The sequence below is a fragment of the bacterium genome, from assembly GCA_041649255.1.
GTDB lineage: Bacteria > Hydrothermota > UBA3073 > JACQXS01 > JAQTXJ01 > JAQTXJ01.
On record JBAZNK010000007.1, the window covers coordinates 129,443 to 144,882 of the forward strand.

A 15,440-nucleotide genomic window follows, 5' to 3' on the forward strand; every position below is an offset into this window, starting at 1 on the left:
GTCAAGTAATATCTTAAATAAGGACTGCGTGCGAAATTAAAAACTAACTGATTCTCTGTTGTAGGGACCGTAGAGTATTTTAAAAATTGTGAATATCAAACAGAGATAAGCTATTACAATAAGGATTTTATGTAATTTCGTTAATCTTAATTTTTCCTTATACTTGGATAATAGTTTTTTTATAACAAAATTCAATATAAAAAATAATGAGAAGAATACTAGCATATTCAGTGAATCATCCCGGACACCTGTAATAAAATAAGAAGCATACCAGAATACCCACAGCCATAAAATATTTGTAAATAACGGATTTATACGCCATTTTTTGCTCGCATAAGTTTCAATTACGCCTAATACAGTCATTATCCCTATTAAAAGTAATGTTTTTAATATTTCACTTTTATTGCCGGATAAAAGAGGCGGGATAATTAAAGTAGCTACAAAAGAAATTCCAAAGAAATAACCAACCGCCTTTTCGCTTTTTGATTCCTTTTCTACCTTAAATAATAAAAGATAAAGAAGAAACACTCCGGCTGTGACCGTAAGAATTGTGCAAATAATAAGCAAAGGGAAACTTGATAATATTTTTTCCATACAATGCCTCAACAGTAAAAATTACTTTTCCTTTTTTATACATTGATGTTAATTTTAAACGATGTTTTGTCAAGGGACAATTGTTTTCCGCTAGTATCCTATACTTAAGAATAGATTCTAGACTGATAGGCTTTATGTAATTGCTTTTAGAATAAAATTGACAAATTTACCCATAAATAATAGATTAATTAATAAATATAAATTTTATTGGAACTTTTTGTCATTATAACATATCTAAAGGATAGAAATGCAATTTGAAGAGGTGGTAACTATGTATTCGGATAAGCTATTTAATATGGTATTTGGATTTACCGGCAATTATGACGACGCGTCCGATATAACTCAGGAAACCCTGTTCCTTGCGTATAAAAATTTTGGTAAGTTTAGAGGAGATTCAAATATATACACATGGTTATACAGAATTGCAAAAAATGAGTGTTATAAACATTTCAATAAGAATAAAACATCTTTACTCCCCTTAAACGCAGAAATTATAAAAGAAGCAGTCCCTGATGTTGAAAATAAACTTAGAATACAAAAATTAATTTCAACTTTACCCGTAGAATATCGTGAACCTATAGTTTTGAAATATTATAATGATATGCCTTATGAAGAAATCGCCAGCACAATAGGCGTCCCGGTTGGGACTATCCGGTCAAGACTTGCAAGAGGTAAAGAAATGCTGGAAAAGAAGTTAAATTTGCGCGATAGGGGATTATCCACATCGCATTAAAAGGGGGAATTTATGAAAAATTGTGATAATATTAAATTACTTATTCAGGCTTTTGTGGATAATGAGTTGTCTGCGGAAGAACAAAACGTTCTCGAAACTCATATAAATGAATGTAAGGATTGTCAGGCTGAACTTGAGAATGCGAAAAAGTTCAATAAACTGCTCAAAGAGAACGTTACAAAAGTAGACCTGCCGCCTTATTTTGAAGCTAAATTATGGGCGAGGATTGAACGGGAAAAATCTAAAAGATTCTCATTTGCTAAATTAATTCCCATAACAGTAGGTGCAATGTGCGTAATATTTTTTGCAGTATTATCTTTTCAGCACTTAAAAACGGGCAAACCGGATATCTATATTGTGTCTCCTGATGTCAATTCCATAGTTCCCGACAATGATGTAACAATAAGCGCTGCGTTTTATAATAAACCTAAATCACAGGAAGCGCAAATACTAATAAATGATGAAATCGTTGCTCGTGAAAAAGAATCTGACCAGATAATATACACATCGGACAAGAATATGAAAGAAGGGTATTATAAAATGAAAATTCAACTAATAGACAAAAATAACAAGGTAGTGAAAGAAAAAGAACAAGTATTTTACGTAGTTCCTGATGGGAAAGAGAGTGAATTATAAATTTTTTGGGAACTTTTTTGATATGATTTATATCTAATTTAGCAAAGGAGGTAAAATCGATGAAAGAAAGACAAGAAAATAAAAGTTTCTCTGAATTTAGTAAGAGAACAAATTTAGAAAGAAGGGGGTATAATATGAAACGCTTTTTCGGAATAATTGCTCTTGTTCTGCCAATGGCATTACAAGCGGCAATAACAGTTAAAGTGCTTCCAAATCCTGCTATAATACATCCTAAAGATGTAGTTCAGTTCAAGGCAGAAGTAACTGATTCTATGGGGAATCCGGTGGAAGCAAGAATTAAATGGGATGTAAAACCAAATCATTTAGGAAAAATTGGCCCAAATGGTTTATTTTTTGCAAGTGGAAAAGAAGGGAAAGGAATAGTTCGTGCATTAGTGGAAACAGCAGTCGGAAAAGGTATAGGACATTCACTTATAAAAATTAGTCGCGAAGCCGGAAAACGGGAATTGAAAGTCAGGGTAATACCTGCTCGCACTTTTGCAAAAATAGGCGACCCGGTGCAATTTAAAGTAGAAGTATTGGATAATAATGGAAAAACGGTGGAAGTATTTAAGACTCTATGGAAATTAGCCCCGCCTCATATGGGGAAACTCTCACAGGATGGTATCTTTACAGGGGATGAGAATGGAAAAGCTAAAATTATAGCTCTTGTGAAAGCAGGCGCTCTTGAAGGTATTGGAGAAGCTACTGTAATGGTAGGTGAACCCGGTAAATATTTGCCGGTTAAAATAAAACCGCCTCATGCAATACTTAAACCGCAGGAAACAATGAGATTTGAATATGAAATAATGGGACCGCATAATGATTCAATTACTGCGAAAGCAGTATGGAAAGTTATACCGGAAAATCTTGGCACTATCACATCGGATGGAGTGTTTACTGCAGGAGAAAAGAAAGGCAAAGGATTTATTGCTGTTGTAGTAAAAGCAGGAGATATGTTGGGTGGTGACCGCGCAGGGATTATCATTGGTAAACCTGAAAAAGTAAAAGTTAAAATATATCCTAAATTCAGCTCGATAGAACCAATGGGAACCATTCAATTCAATGCCGAAGTTTATGATATAAATGGTAATTTAGTACAAGTCCCTATAAAATGGGAAGTTAAACCGGAAAAAGCAGGGACTATAAATGCGGACGGATTATTTACGGCAGGTCCTGAAATTGGGAAATGTGAAGTCTTAGCTATTGTTCCGCCTGAATTTGGTATGGGTTTAGACCGCGCAGAGGTTCTTATTGCAAAGAATATGCAATTGATAGTTAAAATAGAGCCTCGTGATGCCAATGTAAAACCGGGTGAACAAATTCAATTCAAAGCTGTAGTGACAGACCTGAAAGGAAATGTTCAGAACATCCCTTTAATATGGGAAGTCGGACCGAATACTCTTGGAACAATTACAAGAGACGGATTATTTACGGCAGGTAAAAATCCCGGTAAAGGTATAATAGTTGCGCTTGTTCCACCGCAGTTTGGTATGGGTAAAGGTGTGGCAAATATTGTGGTTCAGGGAGCAACTAATTCATATGCCGTTAAAATAGACCCTAAACTTGTAAAAGTTAAAACAGGTGCTACTCAACAGTTTGATGCAAAAGTAGTGGATGCTAATAATAACGAGGTGCCGAATATTCCTTTGATGTGGAGAGTAGAATCCCAGGTACAAGCCGGAAATATTACACAAAACGGATTATTTACTGCAGGGAATACGCCATGTAAATGTAGAGTAATAGTTGACATAAAACCGGGATATGGTTTTAGTCATGATGTGGCAGATGTAGAAATTATTCAATAAAGTAGAATTTTAATTAAAAGGCATTGTTCGCTTAGCGCGGACAATGCCTTTTTTATTTACATAATATTTTAGACTTGACTGAAGTAAAATTGCCGCTAAACTGATAACCTTTAATTAAAACAACAGGTTCTACAAATAAAATGCATATACTATTACTTTCATTATTAAATGTTCAGATTACGCATATCCCGCCAAATAATGTTTTTATTGATGCTCCCTTGCAAATTTATGCAGATGTTTCCGAAGAAGTCGCAATGGCATATATTTTAATAGATGAGAAGACGGTGTATATGCAAAAAGAACAAACTCGTCTATCTGCTACTATTCCTGATGAATTTGTTGAATCCCCGGCGATAAAGTATTGTATAGTGGTTAAAACTAAAGATAATAAAATTATCAAATCCCCCGAATATAAAGTTTCTATTATAACAAGAGATAATTTGATTGAGCTTGTCAGCCCTGAACCGTACGGCTCTATTACTACCAAAAAACCGGATATTGTTATTGTATTTAGCAACGAGGTTAATCCTAAAGATATAACCGTATTCCTTGATAATATTAATATTACTTCAAATTGCGAAAACACTTCTTTTTCTATATATTATACCCCTATAGCTAACTTAAGTCTGGGAGAACATCAATTGAAAGTAAAAATAAAAGATATAACCGAAACTACTTTTTCTTTTAACATAACTTCTAAAATATCTGCTCACGGATATGCATCAGCAGGGGTAAGATATACAACAAGTAAAGATTCAAGTAATGATTCATTGACTGTTTCTTTGCCTTATGAACCCGGAACACATCCTTTATTTGATACTTATATAAATGGCTCATTGTATTTCCCTTTTTCTTTCTGGTTTAATATGGACGAAGGGTATAATTTTAATTTTGAGATGGAATACCCCATTGGTAAATTATCGGTAGGGGATATTTATACTACTTCATCAATGCTTACATTATATGGAATATTGCCACGCGGGCTTAATTTGACCACAAACTCTAAATTTATGAATATTGATTTACTTTGTGCGCAGGTGGAAAAATCGGATACAAATTATCTTACTTATGCAAGATATATATTCGGCGGGAAAATAAACAGAAAAATCTTAAACGCCGATTTGGGGCTGAGTTATTACTATGGATTGGATGACTCAACTGTTTTGACAACTTTATCGGATACTTCTTTAAATAGGTTAATGTATGAACCACCCTTAGAAAACAACTTTCTTACAGGAGAAATTAAATATCCATTTTTAGAGCAATTAATTGGGATAATTGAATTTAGCAAAAGTAGTTCTCAATATCCGGATTTAGCATTAAAAGAAGGATATGCTTATAACGCCGGAATAGAATTAACAACAGGTTTTATTGATAATAAATTGACTTATAACAATATAGATACGTCTTATTTTATAATTGGAAATCCTTATCTCGATGCCGGTAAAAATGGTGCTCTTGACGAATTTTCTATACGGTATAAAAACCTGTATTTGAACGGTAATTATGAAATATACAAAATAAGCGATTCAACGGAATATATGCTTTATAACTATCTAAATTATACTTTTGGACAATTTACTCCTTATATTATTTATTCAAATACTTTTGGAATGTCAGCTACCAGTGGTGGCATAAGGTTTGCACTCCCCGGAGGCTATATTTCAAGTAGTTACGGAATAACAAGCAGCGGGAATTCATTCAGGGCTGATGCAGAATACGAACTTATTAAAAACAAGTTTTCTCTCAAAACGGGTTATGGAAAAAATAATTCCTCAACTTCATTTAATTGGACAGCGGATATGAGAATGGAATTTTATAAGTTTATTATACTGGAATATAAGATTATGAATAATGCTAATGAGTATGATAGTACATATAGCTATAATGAGAATATTATAACTTTGAGATTAAAAAAACAATTTTAATTAAAGGGGGAATAATGAAGACACTTTTTGTGATAAATCCCGGGTCTACATCTACGGTATGTTCTTTGTTTGAAGACGAAAAGGAAGTTAAAAGAGAAAAATTATCTCATTCTCAGGAAGAACTTAAACAATACAAAAATTCTTTAGAACAACTTGGGTTTAGATTCAAAATAATAGAAGACCTTCTCAATAAATGGGATGTAAAGAAAATAGATGCGGCCGTCGGAAGAGGAGGCCCATTTAAACCAATTGTAAGCGGAACATATACCGTAAATGAGACTATGTTAAATGATGTCAAAGAAGGCAGAGTTCTTGCCGAACATATATCAAATATAGGTCCATTATTAGCTTCGAAAGTAGCTAATAAATTCAATGTTCCTGCTTTTACCGTTGACCCTGTTTCAGTAGATGAATTTGAACCTCTTGCAAGAGTTGCCGGTATTCCTGAAGTTACACGGGTTGCATTGCAACATACATTAAACATAAAAGCGATGGCAAGAAAGGCGGCTTCACAACTTGGTAAATCTTTGGACGCTATTAATCTTATAGTAGCGCATTTAGGTGGAGGAATATCTATATGTCCATTAAAATCTGGGAAAATAATAGATGCGAATAATGCAAATGAAGGCGGACCTTTTTCACCTGAACGCAGCGGTAGTTTGCCCGTAACACAATTAGTTAAACTTTGTTTTTCGGGGAAATATGACGAAAAATGGATTAAAAAAAGACTTGTAGGAAATGGCGGAATTACTGCTCATCTGGGTACAAATAGTATAGAAGAAGTGAGAGATAGAATAGCTAATGGCGACGAAAAGGCAAAATTTTATATTGAAGCAATGGCGTATCAAATAGCAAAAGAAATAGGTGCAATGGCAACAGTTCTTAAAGGAAAAGTTGATGGAATAGTTCTTACGGGTTCTGCTGCAAATTATAAGTTATTGGTTGATTTGATAAAAGAGCGAACAGAATTTATAGCTCCTGCGCTTGTTCTTCCGGGAGAAAATGAGATGCTTGCTCTTGCTCAAGGCGCGCTAAGAGTTCTAAATGTCGAAGAAACAGCAAAACAATATCTGTAACCAATTACTAAATTCTATATTAATATAAAGAAAATTACAAAAGTAGAAAATTACTTGATGTATGTAATTTTCTTTGTTATTACAGAATTATTTCCTGTTTTTAATGTTACAAAGTATATCCCGGCAGGTTTCTTGCCGGTATTCCATAAAGCTTCGTAAATCCCTGAGGTGCAATTATTTCTTTTCAAAATTATATCTTTAACACTACCTGTAATATCTGTTATCTCAATCTCGACATCTGTCTCGTTTTTTATCTGAAATGTTATTTTTATAGAAGAGCCTTTTACAACGGATGGAAAAGTTAAGTAGTTTTCATTTTTAGACTCTGTCTCCTCTACGTTCCCTCCGGGACATGGATTAAGGTAAGCAAATATATTTCCACTGGAAGAAGATTCTGTTAAAACTATGTCAGGACAACTATCCCCATCAAAATAAGACACATAAGGGAGGTCAAATAATTGATAGTCGGTGGAAATAGTGTGACTTGTAAAATTACCACTTCCATCATTTTCATACCATCGAAACCAAAAGTTTCGTCCTGCAACCACTACATCCATATCACCGTCCGGTTCAAAATCTCCAACGTCAATACCATCAATAGCAGGGCAATTTGCATCTATTGTATATCTTTGAAAGTTATTCCCTCCGGTATTTTTATACCAGTAAAAAACTCCCGTTGATGCATTTCCTGAAACGATATCTATTAGTCCATCCGTATCAAAATCTGCACATCTTACTCCTGCTCCACCACTACTAGATGCCGCATTGGGGGGACCTAGCGTATTGTCTATTACATACGCACTAAAACCTTCACTCCCATTATTCTTATATAAAATCAATTTGCAGTTTGCCGTTATATCAAGGTTCCCGTGATAGCATTCGGTTATTACTATATCAAGATGTCCATCTTTTGGCACATCATTATCAAAACAATCTATTTTCCATGCATTACAAAACCCTATAAAATGAGCTGTGAAATTCAAATTTCCCGTATTTTCATACCAATATATACCAACACCTGTCTGAGTAGTATAAAATCTGTTAGTGTTGACTGTCACTATTATATCTATGTCTCCGTCTCCTTCCATGTCTCCAAATCTCATTTGCCTGAATAATCCGCTCATTCCGCTACTGTTAATGTCTGTTGTTGTAAAAGTTCCTCCTCCGGTATTCGTGTGAAGAAAAAGATATGATAACCCTGTAGCACTTACATCGTCATCTGTTGACACGGCATCTATAATCCCATTTTTATTAAGGTCAATTCCTGCTATTTCGTAGTTATAAAAAGAAGAAGTCTGTATAAGATTACTTGCTGACCATGTTGCTCCCTTATTAGTATTTGCATACCAAACTGCCGTCTTACTCCCGGCAACTGTTGCAAAAATATCAAGCTCGTATTTAGGGCTTGTGCCATCTATGTTCCCAGCCCAATCGCCATGAGGAACATTCAATCCGCTTCCTACGGTTACTCTTGTAAAAGTTACCACTCTTGCATTGATTGTTGCTGTGAATAGTGATGAAAGAAAGATTAACAAAAATAATATACACTTATATGATCCCATTTTCCCCCCTAAAACTTCTATAGTTTTTTTATACTACCCATCTATAAATGTGTCCTAAGATTGTGATTTTGTCAAGGGGAAAAGATGATATTATCTATTATATATAGCCTTCAAGGACTATATTGTCATCAAATGTTCTGAATCTTATAGAGTTCAAGTGTATACTGTCTTTGATCTGTTTTATTCCGAGATCCCCTATAACCGGGACTCCCATACCAATGAGTTTTGGCGCAATAATAAAATACACTTTATCTACTATTTTACCGGATATCGCCTGGGTAAATACTTCTTTCCCGCCTTCTATAAGTATACTCTGGATATTATTTTCGGCTGTTTTTTGCAATAAAGCGAGTAAATCTACTTTACTTCCCGGGAATCTCCATATTTCTGTGCCCGGGATAGATTTGTTCTTATTTGTGGTAGCTATTGTGCAGTTATCTCCCAATATTTTTGCATTTCGTGGTATAGACAAGTCAGAAGAGAGAATAATTTTTTTGGGATTCTTCCCTTTGACCAATCTTACGGTAAGTTCCGGGTTATCATAATTTATAGTAGTACTGCCTACTAAAATGGCATCTACGTTAGCTCTTAGTTTGTGGACAAACACTCTTGTTTTTGGATTACTTATCCATTCCTTATTTTTTGTAGCCCCTGCGATTTTACCATCCAGAGTTATTGCGGCTTTCATTATAACGAAGGGCAATCCCGTTCGCATATATTTTAAGTAAGTTTCATTTAATTTTTCTGCTTCTTTTGCACATTCACCGATAATTACTTTTATTCCTGCCCGTTTTAGTTCCCTAACTCCTTTTCCATTTACCCATTTAGCAGGGTCAATTATGGAGGTATGAACCTCTTTAATTCCTGCTTTTATTATAGCTTTTGTGCAGGGCGGAGTGGTTCCCCAGTGACAGCAGGGCTCTAAATTTACATATAATACAGCCCCCTTAAGGCTTGATTTTGCACTACGGATAGCAACTACTTCCGCGTGGAGAGTTCCCTTCCCTTTATGATACCCTTTTCCGATTATTTTACCATTTTTTACTATAATAGCGCCTACCATAGGGTTAGGGGAAGTTTTTCCTCCAAGTTTTGCAAGTTTAATTGTTTCCCGGATGTAATTTATAGGCATTATTTTAGGTAAGAGTTTTTTATAGATAAGTTAAAAACAAGTGTAATATATTAAATTTATCCTACGAGTAATGCTTTCAGCAGTGCCATTCTAAGATATAGCCCGTTTTGTGCCTGTCTAAAATATGCGGCGCGTGGGTCGGAATCTACTTCTTTCCTTATTTCACCTGCTCTTGGAAGCGGATGCATAATTATAGAATTTGATTTCATAATATCCAGAATGGAGTTATCAATTATGTATTTCCCGTGAGCTTCTTCGTATTCCTCAAGGTTCTCTTTTTCTACAAACCTTTCTCTTTGTATTCGTGTCTGGTATATTACATCAACTTTTGGTGCTACTATTTTTAATGAATCTTCTTCTATAAATTCTATTTTATGTTTCTTAAGATACATTTTTATGTCCTGGTTCATTTTTACGCTTTTAGGAGCAACGAAATAGATTTTAATTCCCTTGTATTTTGCTAAAAGATATGCGAGTGAACGAACGGTTCTTCCGTGCGCAAGGTCGCCTACCATAGCTATAGATATGCCATTTATTTTACCAAGTTCTTTTTGTATTGTATATAAGTCAAGTAATGCCTGAGTTGGATGTTGTCCCGTGCCATCGCCGGCATTTATAAAGGGGATATGAGTTGTTTGCGCCGCTCTTTCTGCCGAGCCTTCACGATAATGTCTCATTACAATTACATCTACGTACCCTTCCATTACTCTAATTGTGTCTTCAACTGTTTCGCCTTTAGTCGCGGATGAAAACTCCTTGGCATTTTCCGTTGATATTACATTCCCGCCGAGTTTTAACATTGCCGATTCAAAAGACATTCTTGTTCTGGTGCTTGGTTCATAAAATAACGTTCCCATTATTTTACCGGTTAATAAATTGCTTCCATTCTTTGCTATTATTTCCATTTCTCTTGCCATAGCAAATAATTCATCCAGTGTTTTAATATCAAATTGCTGCGAGTGAACTACATTCTGTAATTTCATTTTACCCCTCCGATTTTAAATAATTCTGTTTGTGAATCTGATTTATTCAGAAGTTCACAGATATCTTTAACCCAAATATCTTGTTGTAAAGATACATAATATCCGCCTCTTGTTCCCCATTTTTCAGTCGCAATCATCTGTCTTAGTAGTTTTTGTAAATCAGGTTTTGCGGAATCAAATTCAGCATCGGTAAACTTTATGTCCTTAGTTTTTATATATGTTTGAAATTCTGCTAAAGCAACATCATCAATTTTAAAGTCTTCTGTAAGTTTTGGATGTGATTTGGTATATTTTAAGGCAAATTGCTGGAAAATTAAGTTCTCTTTATATATTTTTATAATAAGTGGAGCAACAGTAGGTGGTTCTTTTAACACTAAATCAGGGATTATTGCTCCCGATGATGTTAATTCTCTTGCAAGTGAACCTAAGGTAGTATATTTTTTACCAAGAGTAGGATTTCGTATAATAAATTCTGAAGTATCTGCCATATCAATGCATTTTCCACAAGGAGTATAATATCTTGCAGTAGTTAATTTTATGGCACCTGTGTCTGTCTGTTGTACAATTTGTACAACTGTCTGAACCGAACCTTTCCCAAAAGTCGTATCCCCGGCGATAAGTCCTGCGTCCTGGTCTTGTATGGCGCCTGCTACGATTTCTGATGCAGAAGCAGACCCTTTATCTACAAGAATAACCAACGGGTGTCCCGTGATTTTTGATGGTTTTGTACTATAATAATCACGGTTCATTTGAGGATTTCTTCCTTTAGTGGATACAATAAGTTTCCCTTGGGGGAGGAAATTCTCGGACACTTTAACTGCTTCATCAAGAAGTCCGCCCGGATTAAGTCTTAAATCCAGGATAAATTTCTTAGCTCCAACTGAGACTAATGAATCAATAGCTTTTCTTACATCTTCCCCTACATTTTCGGAAAAACTTAATAAACGTATGTATCCTATATCAGTTCCAATAAGTCCGGCATAAGGAATATTTTTTATCTTTATAAAATCTCTTGTAATTGTCAGGTCAAAAGGAGCGCCTGCGTTTTCTCTTGCTATCGTGAGAGTTACTTTTGTTCCGGGTTTTCCGCGCATTTTGCTCATTGACTCATCATCTCCCATACCCTTAGTGGAGATACCATCTATTTTTGTTATTACATCCCCTGCTTGTAAACCTGCTCTATATGCAGGTGTCCCTTCCATTGGGGAAATAATCGTCGGATGATTTTTTATTATGCCGAACTGGAATCCCAATCCTCCATATTTACCTTCAGAATGAATTTTCAATTCCTTGTAAAGTTTTGGGTCTAAGTAATTAGAATGCGGGTCTAATTTTGATAACATTCCTTTAATTGCATTTTGAAACAAATCATCGGTTTTTACTTGCTGAACGTAGTTCTCCTCTACTAATTTCAAAACCTGTGTGAAGGTTCTTAGTAATTGCAATAAATTCCCTGTTTGCGGCAATGCCCATAAGGAAAAAGCTCCTAATGTTCCGCTGATTATTAATGCAATGAATAGTTTTTTCTTCATTTTGTTTCTCCTACCTGCCTGTTGGTAGACAGGTTTTGGATTTTATAAGAAGCTCTTTCCGCCTCTGGTGGATTAGAGATTCCTATACAGCATATTTGGATACCAACAAGCTTATATAATCCCTGTGCAAGTATCCGTTTTATTTTTATCATTTTGCCTGCCCGCCTTCTGTTTGGAGGGATAACTGGTTCTGTATGAATTTTCTTATTTCCAATTCTATTTCTTCTATTTTTAAGTTTCCGTTTATAGTTTTTACTCTTTTCGGTTCCTTTTTGGCAATATTAATATAAACTTCCCTGACTTTTTTATAAAATTTTATTTTTTCAAGTTCCATTCTATCTTTGTTTTTTATTCGTGCAAGTCCTTTTTCGGGCTCTATATCAAGAAGTATGGTTATATTTGGCGTAATTCCTTTAGTTACGAAGTGATTGAGAGTTTTAATTGTCTCCACTGAAATTTCCCGCCCGCCTCCCTGATATGCAATAGTCGAATCTATAGACCTATCCGTAATTACTATTTTATTACTTTTAAGTGCCGGCAATACAACTTCTTCCGTATGTTGCGCCCTATCTGCGAGATAAAGAAAAAGTTCTGCAATAGGGGTCAACTTTTTATTCTCTTTATCAAGTAAGATTTCCCGTATTTTTTTTGAAATTCCCGTCCCGCCCGGTTCCTGTGTCAGGATGCATTTATAACCTTGGGTTACCAGATATTTAAAAAGTCTTTTCGCCTGAGTGGTTTTACCGCAACCTTCTATCCCTTCAAAAGATATGAATAAGCTTTTTTTCACTTACTTTTTTCTTTTTTGCCGTTCTTTTTTATAAACTCTTCCACCTTTTGTCTTGCCATATCATCAGGGAATTGGACCGGTGGTGATTTCATAAAGTAACTTGACGGCTCTACGATTTCCCCTGCAAGTCCTGCATCTAAAGCGATTTTGCATGCTCTTAGTGCGTCTATTACTACGCCTGCTGAGTTTGGCGAATCCCATACTTCCATTTTTAATTCTATATTTAATGGAACATCACCAAAGGTTCTTCCCTCTAGTCTTATAAAGGCAAATTTTCTGTCTTTTAGCCAGGGGACATAGTCAGATGGACCTACGTGGATATTCTCTTCATCTATTTTATAAGGTATTTGTGAAGTAACTGCCTGTGTTTTGCTAATCTTTTTTGATTCAAGTCTATCTCGCTCAAGCATATTTAAGAAGTCTGTATTTCCGCCTACGTTCAATTGGTATGTTCTTAATAGTTCTACTGCACGGTCGTTGAATAAATTAGTGAGAACTCTATGAACTATAGTTGAGCCGACTTGAGATTTTATATCGTCTCCTACTATGGGACAACCGGCTTTTCTGAATCTTTCCTGCCAGTATTTTGAACTTGCAATGAATACCGGGATACAGTTGATAAAACCTATTTTCCCCGACTGTAATACCTGTTCTACATACCACTTAGTGGCTTCTTCCGAACCTACGGGTAGGTAGTTTATTACTACGTCTGTTTTAGTTTCTTTGAAAGCTCTTATAATATCTGCCGTTGCGCCGGGCGCTTTTTTCACTATAGGTGCAAGATATTTACCGATACCATCATGCGCCATTCCTCTTAAAACGGGAACTCCAAGTTTTGGAACGTCGCAGAATCTAAAAGTATTATTTGGGCTAGCATAAATTGCTTCCCCTAAGTCTTTGCCTACTTTATTTCTATCTATATCTATTGCGCAGGAAAATTCTATGTCTTCTATTGAGTAAGGTCCAAATTTCAGGTGCATAATGCCTGGAATACGACCTGTTTTTTTATTTTTATAGAAATGAACACCTTGGACTAAACTTGATGCGCAATTGCCAACACCTATTATCCCTACTCTTATTTTACCCATAAATTCCTCCTAAATATTAAAATTATTTACTATAGTAGATTTATTTGTCATTTTGTCAACATAAATTACATTACAATATGGAGTATGGTTTATTGTTGTTAGATAGAGTTAATAAATTTGTCACTATTTAAAACTTGATAGCAAAAAAAACGGTTAATATTTTAACTTCTTATAAATATGACTAAAGACTTATTGACAAAGAATAAATGTGAAAGCATTAATAGTAATCATAGTAATAATAACAAAATAAAAATAAGGATAGATTGAGGTAAAGAAATTTCTCACCGCAGACCATGCCAAACAGAACGGCAGGCAGGGTCGCAGAGTTTAAAGAGATAAACAGAGAGATTCTTCGTCTTCGCCTCAGAATGACAACACTACAGAGGCGCAGAGGGAAAAAGGGGGAAGGATGATTAAAAAAATGCTAATTTTAATAGGATTTATATTACCTTTACAGATATTTGCACAAAATGAAATATGGGTAGCGAGGTATGATGGAGAAGCTAATGATTATGATGGTGCGTTTGCAATGGCGGTGGATGACAGCGGGTATATATATGTAACAGGAGGTAGCTGTGATACAAGTGCAATGGGTTGGGGTGATTATGCAACAATAAAATACAACAGTGCCGGTGATACGTTATGGGTAAGAAGATATAACGGACCGAAGAATACTGCTGATGAGGCGTATGCAATTGCAGTTGATAAAAACGGAAATGTGTATGTAACTGGAAGAAGTTGTGGAATTGGGACTGATTATGACTACGCAACAATAAAATACAACAGTGCCGGGAGTGAAATGTGGGTTAGAAGATATGATAGAGGAGGGGGAGCAGGATATAATGATGACGAAGCAAGTGCGATTACAGTAGATGATAGCAAAAATGTATATGTAACGGGGCGCTTCGAAACAATAAAATATGATAGTTTGGGAGATACAATGTGGGTTAGGGTATTTGATGGAGAGGCATACGCTATAACAGTAGATAATGTTAAAAATGTGTATGTAACTGGAATAAGTGCTGGCAGTTACGACTATCTAACAATAAAATACAATAGTTCAGGAGATACGGTATGGGTTAGAAGATATAATGGGACAGGGAAGGGGCATAAGGTAATAAATGGCTATGAAGAACCAAAGGGCGATAACTATTATAAGATAAAAGGTATTAGAAAGGGGCTGGGAGGGACGGGAGGAGTGGCTATAGCAGTTGATAACAACGGGAATGTGTATGTTACAGGAAAAAATAATAATTCAGGTAATACTAGTTCTGATTATGCTACGATAAAATATAACAGTTTAGGAGATACAATGTGGGGTAGAAGATATCACGGCCCGGATAGCACCGGTTGGGACGGAGCAACCGCACTTTCAATAGATAACAATGGAAATGTGTATGTAACCGGCAGAAGTTGTGATTCAGGGACTGATTATGACTATGCAACAATAAAATATGACGGTTCAGGGGATACATTGTGGGTCAAAAAATATAGCGGCCCAACGAAAGGTAATAATTGTGGAACAGGAATTGTAGTGGATAATAGTGGAAATGTGTATGTAACTGGATGCAGTTGGGG

General features: G+C 35.4%; 14 protein-coding genes. 6 read left to right on the forward strand and 8 right to left on the reverse strand.

The genetic code is table 11. The features are described 5' to 3' along the window. Positions 1–36 precede the first annotated feature (36 nt). Positions 37–594: a hypothetical protein gene (locus WC614_06465; protein ID MFA5032643.1), complete on the reverse strand. Its 558-nt coding sequence runs from the start codon at positions 592–594 to the stop codon at positions 37–39. Between the two features lie 247 nt (positions 595–841). Between WC614_06465 and WC614_06470 the strand changes: the two genes are divergently transcribed. The 5 genes from WC614_06470 (at position 842) to buk (ending at position 6,775) form a co-directional block, all read left to right on the forward strand. After that, positions 842–1,327: an RNA polymerase sigma factor gene (locus WC614_06470; protein MFA5032644.1), complete on the forward strand. Its 486-nt coding sequence runs from the start codon at positions 842–844 to the stop codon at positions 1,325–1,327. 12 nt (positions 1,328–1,339) lie between these two features. Further along, entirely contained in the window at positions 1,340–1,963 is a 624-nt protein-coding gene (locus WC614_06475) for a zf-HC2 domain-containing protein (protein ID MFA5032645.1), read from the forward strand. A 134-nt stretch (positions 1,964–2,097) separates the two neighbouring features. Then, positions 2,098–3,771, forward strand: a complete 1,674-nt coding sequence (locus WC614_06480; GenBank protein ID MFA5032646.1) for a hypothetical protein — start codon at positions 2,098–2,100, stop codon at positions 3,769–3,771. A 140-nt stretch (positions 3,772–3,911) separates the two neighbouring features. Beyond that, positions 3,912–5,699: a hypothetical protein gene (locus WC614_06485; GenBank protein MFA5032647.1), complete on the forward strand. Its 1,788-nt coding sequence runs from the start codon at positions 3,912–3,914 to the stop codon at positions 5,697–5,699. 14 nt (positions 5,700–5,713) lie between these two features. Then, a complete protein-coding gene (gene buk / locus WC614_06490; GenBank protein MFA5032648.1) occupies positions 5,714–6,775 on the forward strand; it encodes a butyrate kinase in 1,062 nt (353 codons plus the stop codon). 50 nt (positions 6,776–6,825) lie between these two features. Here the strand turns inward: buk and WC614_06495 are convergent, their stop codons facing one another. The 7 genes from WC614_06495 to WC614_06525 all read right to left on the reverse strand — a co-directional run bounded on the left by WC614_06495 (position 6,826) and on the right by WC614_06525 (position 13,862). Continuing rightward, complete coding sequence (locus tag WC614_06495; protein ID MFA5032649.1) at positions 6,826–8,337, reverse strand: FG-GAP-like repeat-containing protein; 1,512 nt, start codon at positions 8,335–8,337, stop codon at positions 6,826–6,828. A gap of 97 nt (positions 8,338–8,434) precedes the next feature. Continuing rightward, on the reverse strand, positions 8,435–9,469 hold the full coding sequence (ribD, locus tag WC614_06500) for a bifunctional diaminohydroxyphosphoribosylaminopyrimidine deaminase/5-amino-6-(5-phosphoribosylamino)uracil reductase RibD (protein MFA5032650.1): 1,035 nt from the start codon (positions 9,467–9,469) through the stop codon (positions 8,435–8,437). 56 nt (positions 9,470–9,525) lie between these two features. Beyond that, the gene (gene pyrB / locus WC614_06505; GenBank protein MFA5032651.1) at positions 9,526–10,452 is read right to left on the reverse strand and encodes an aspartate carbamoyltransferase; all 927 of its coding nucleotides are present in this window, start codon (positions 10,450–10,452) and stop codon (positions 9,526–9,528) included. Next, positions 10,449–11,984, reverse strand: a complete 1,536-nt coding sequence (locus WC614_06510) for a S41 family peptidase (protein ID MFA5032652.1) — start codon at positions 11,982–11,984, stop codon at positions 10,449–10,451. The genes pyrB and WC614_06510 overlap by 4 nt, the downstream gene beginning before the upstream one ends. Further along, entirely contained in the window at positions 11,981–12,136 is a 156-nt protein-coding gene (locus tag WC614_06515) for a hypothetical protein (protein ID MFA5032653.1), read from the reverse strand. The genes WC614_06510 and WC614_06515 overlap by 4 nt, the downstream gene beginning before the upstream one ends. Beyond that, positions 12,133–12,774 (reverse strand): dTMP kinase, encoded by a 642-nt coding sequence (gene tmk / locus WC614_06520; protein MFA5032654.1) that lies wholly within the window; start codon positions 12,772–12,774, stop codon positions 12,133–12,135. Before tmk ends, WC614_06515 begins: the two co-directional genes overlap by 4 nt. Continuing rightward, positions 12,771–13,862: an inositol-3-phosphate synthase gene (locus tag WC614_06525; protein ID MFA5032655.1), complete on the reverse strand. Its 1,092-nt coding sequence runs from the start codon at positions 13,860–13,862 to the stop codon at positions 12,771–12,773. Before WC614_06525 ends, tmk begins: the two co-directional genes overlap by 4 nt. Before the next feature lie 409 nt (positions 13,863–14,271). Between WC614_06525 and WC614_06530 the strand changes: the two genes are divergently transcribed. After that, a partial coding sequence (locus WC614_06530) for an SBBP repeat-containing protein (GenBank protein MFA5032656.1) occupies positions 14,272–15,440 on the forward strand: 1,169 nt, incomplete at its 3' end.

Coding starts and splice junctions, on each gene's coding strand:
- WC614_06475 (MFA5032645.1), top strand. CDS start 1,340: ATGAAAAATTGTGATAATATTAAATTACTTATTCAGGCTTTTGTGGAT.
- WC614_06525 (MFA5032655.1), bottom strand. CDS start 13,862: ATGGGTAAAATAAGAGTAGGGATAATAGGTGTTGGCAATTGCGCATCA.
- WC614_06515 (MFA5032653.1), bottom strand. CDS start 12,136: ATGATAAAAATAAAACGGATACTTGCACAGGGATTATATAAGCTTGTT.
- buk (MFA5032648.1), top strand. CDS start 5,714: ATGAAGACACTTTTTGTGATAAATCCCGGGTCTACATCTACGGTATGT.
- WC614_06470 (MFA5032644.1), top strand. CDS start 842: ATGCAATTTGAAGAGGTGGTAACTATGTATTCGGATAAGCTATTTAAT.
- WC614_06485 (MFA5032647.1), top strand. CDS start 3,912: ATGCATATACTATTACTTTCATTATTAAATGTTCAGATTACGCATATC.
- WC614_06465 (MFA5032643.1), bottom strand. CDS start 594: ATGGAAAAAATATTATCAAGTTTCCCTTTGCTTATTATTTGCACAATT.
- ribD (MFA5032650.1), bottom strand. CDS start 9,469: ATGCCTATAAATTACATCCGGGAAACAATTAAACTTGCAAAACTTGGA.
- pyrB (MFA5032651.1), bottom strand. CDS start 10,452: ATGAAATTACAGAATGTAGTTCACTCGCAGCAATTTGATATTAAAACA.
- WC614_06495 (MFA5032649.1), bottom strand. CDS start 8,337: ATGGGATCATATAAGTGTATATTATTTTTGTTAATCTTTCTTTCATCA.
- WC614_06510 (MFA5032652.1), bottom strand. CDS start 11,984: ATGAAGAAAAAACTATTCATTGCATTAATAATCAGCGGAACATTAGGA.
- WC614_06480 (MFA5032646.1), top strand. CDS start 2,098: ATGAAACGCTTTTTCGGAATAATTGCTCTTGTTCTGCCAATGGCATTA.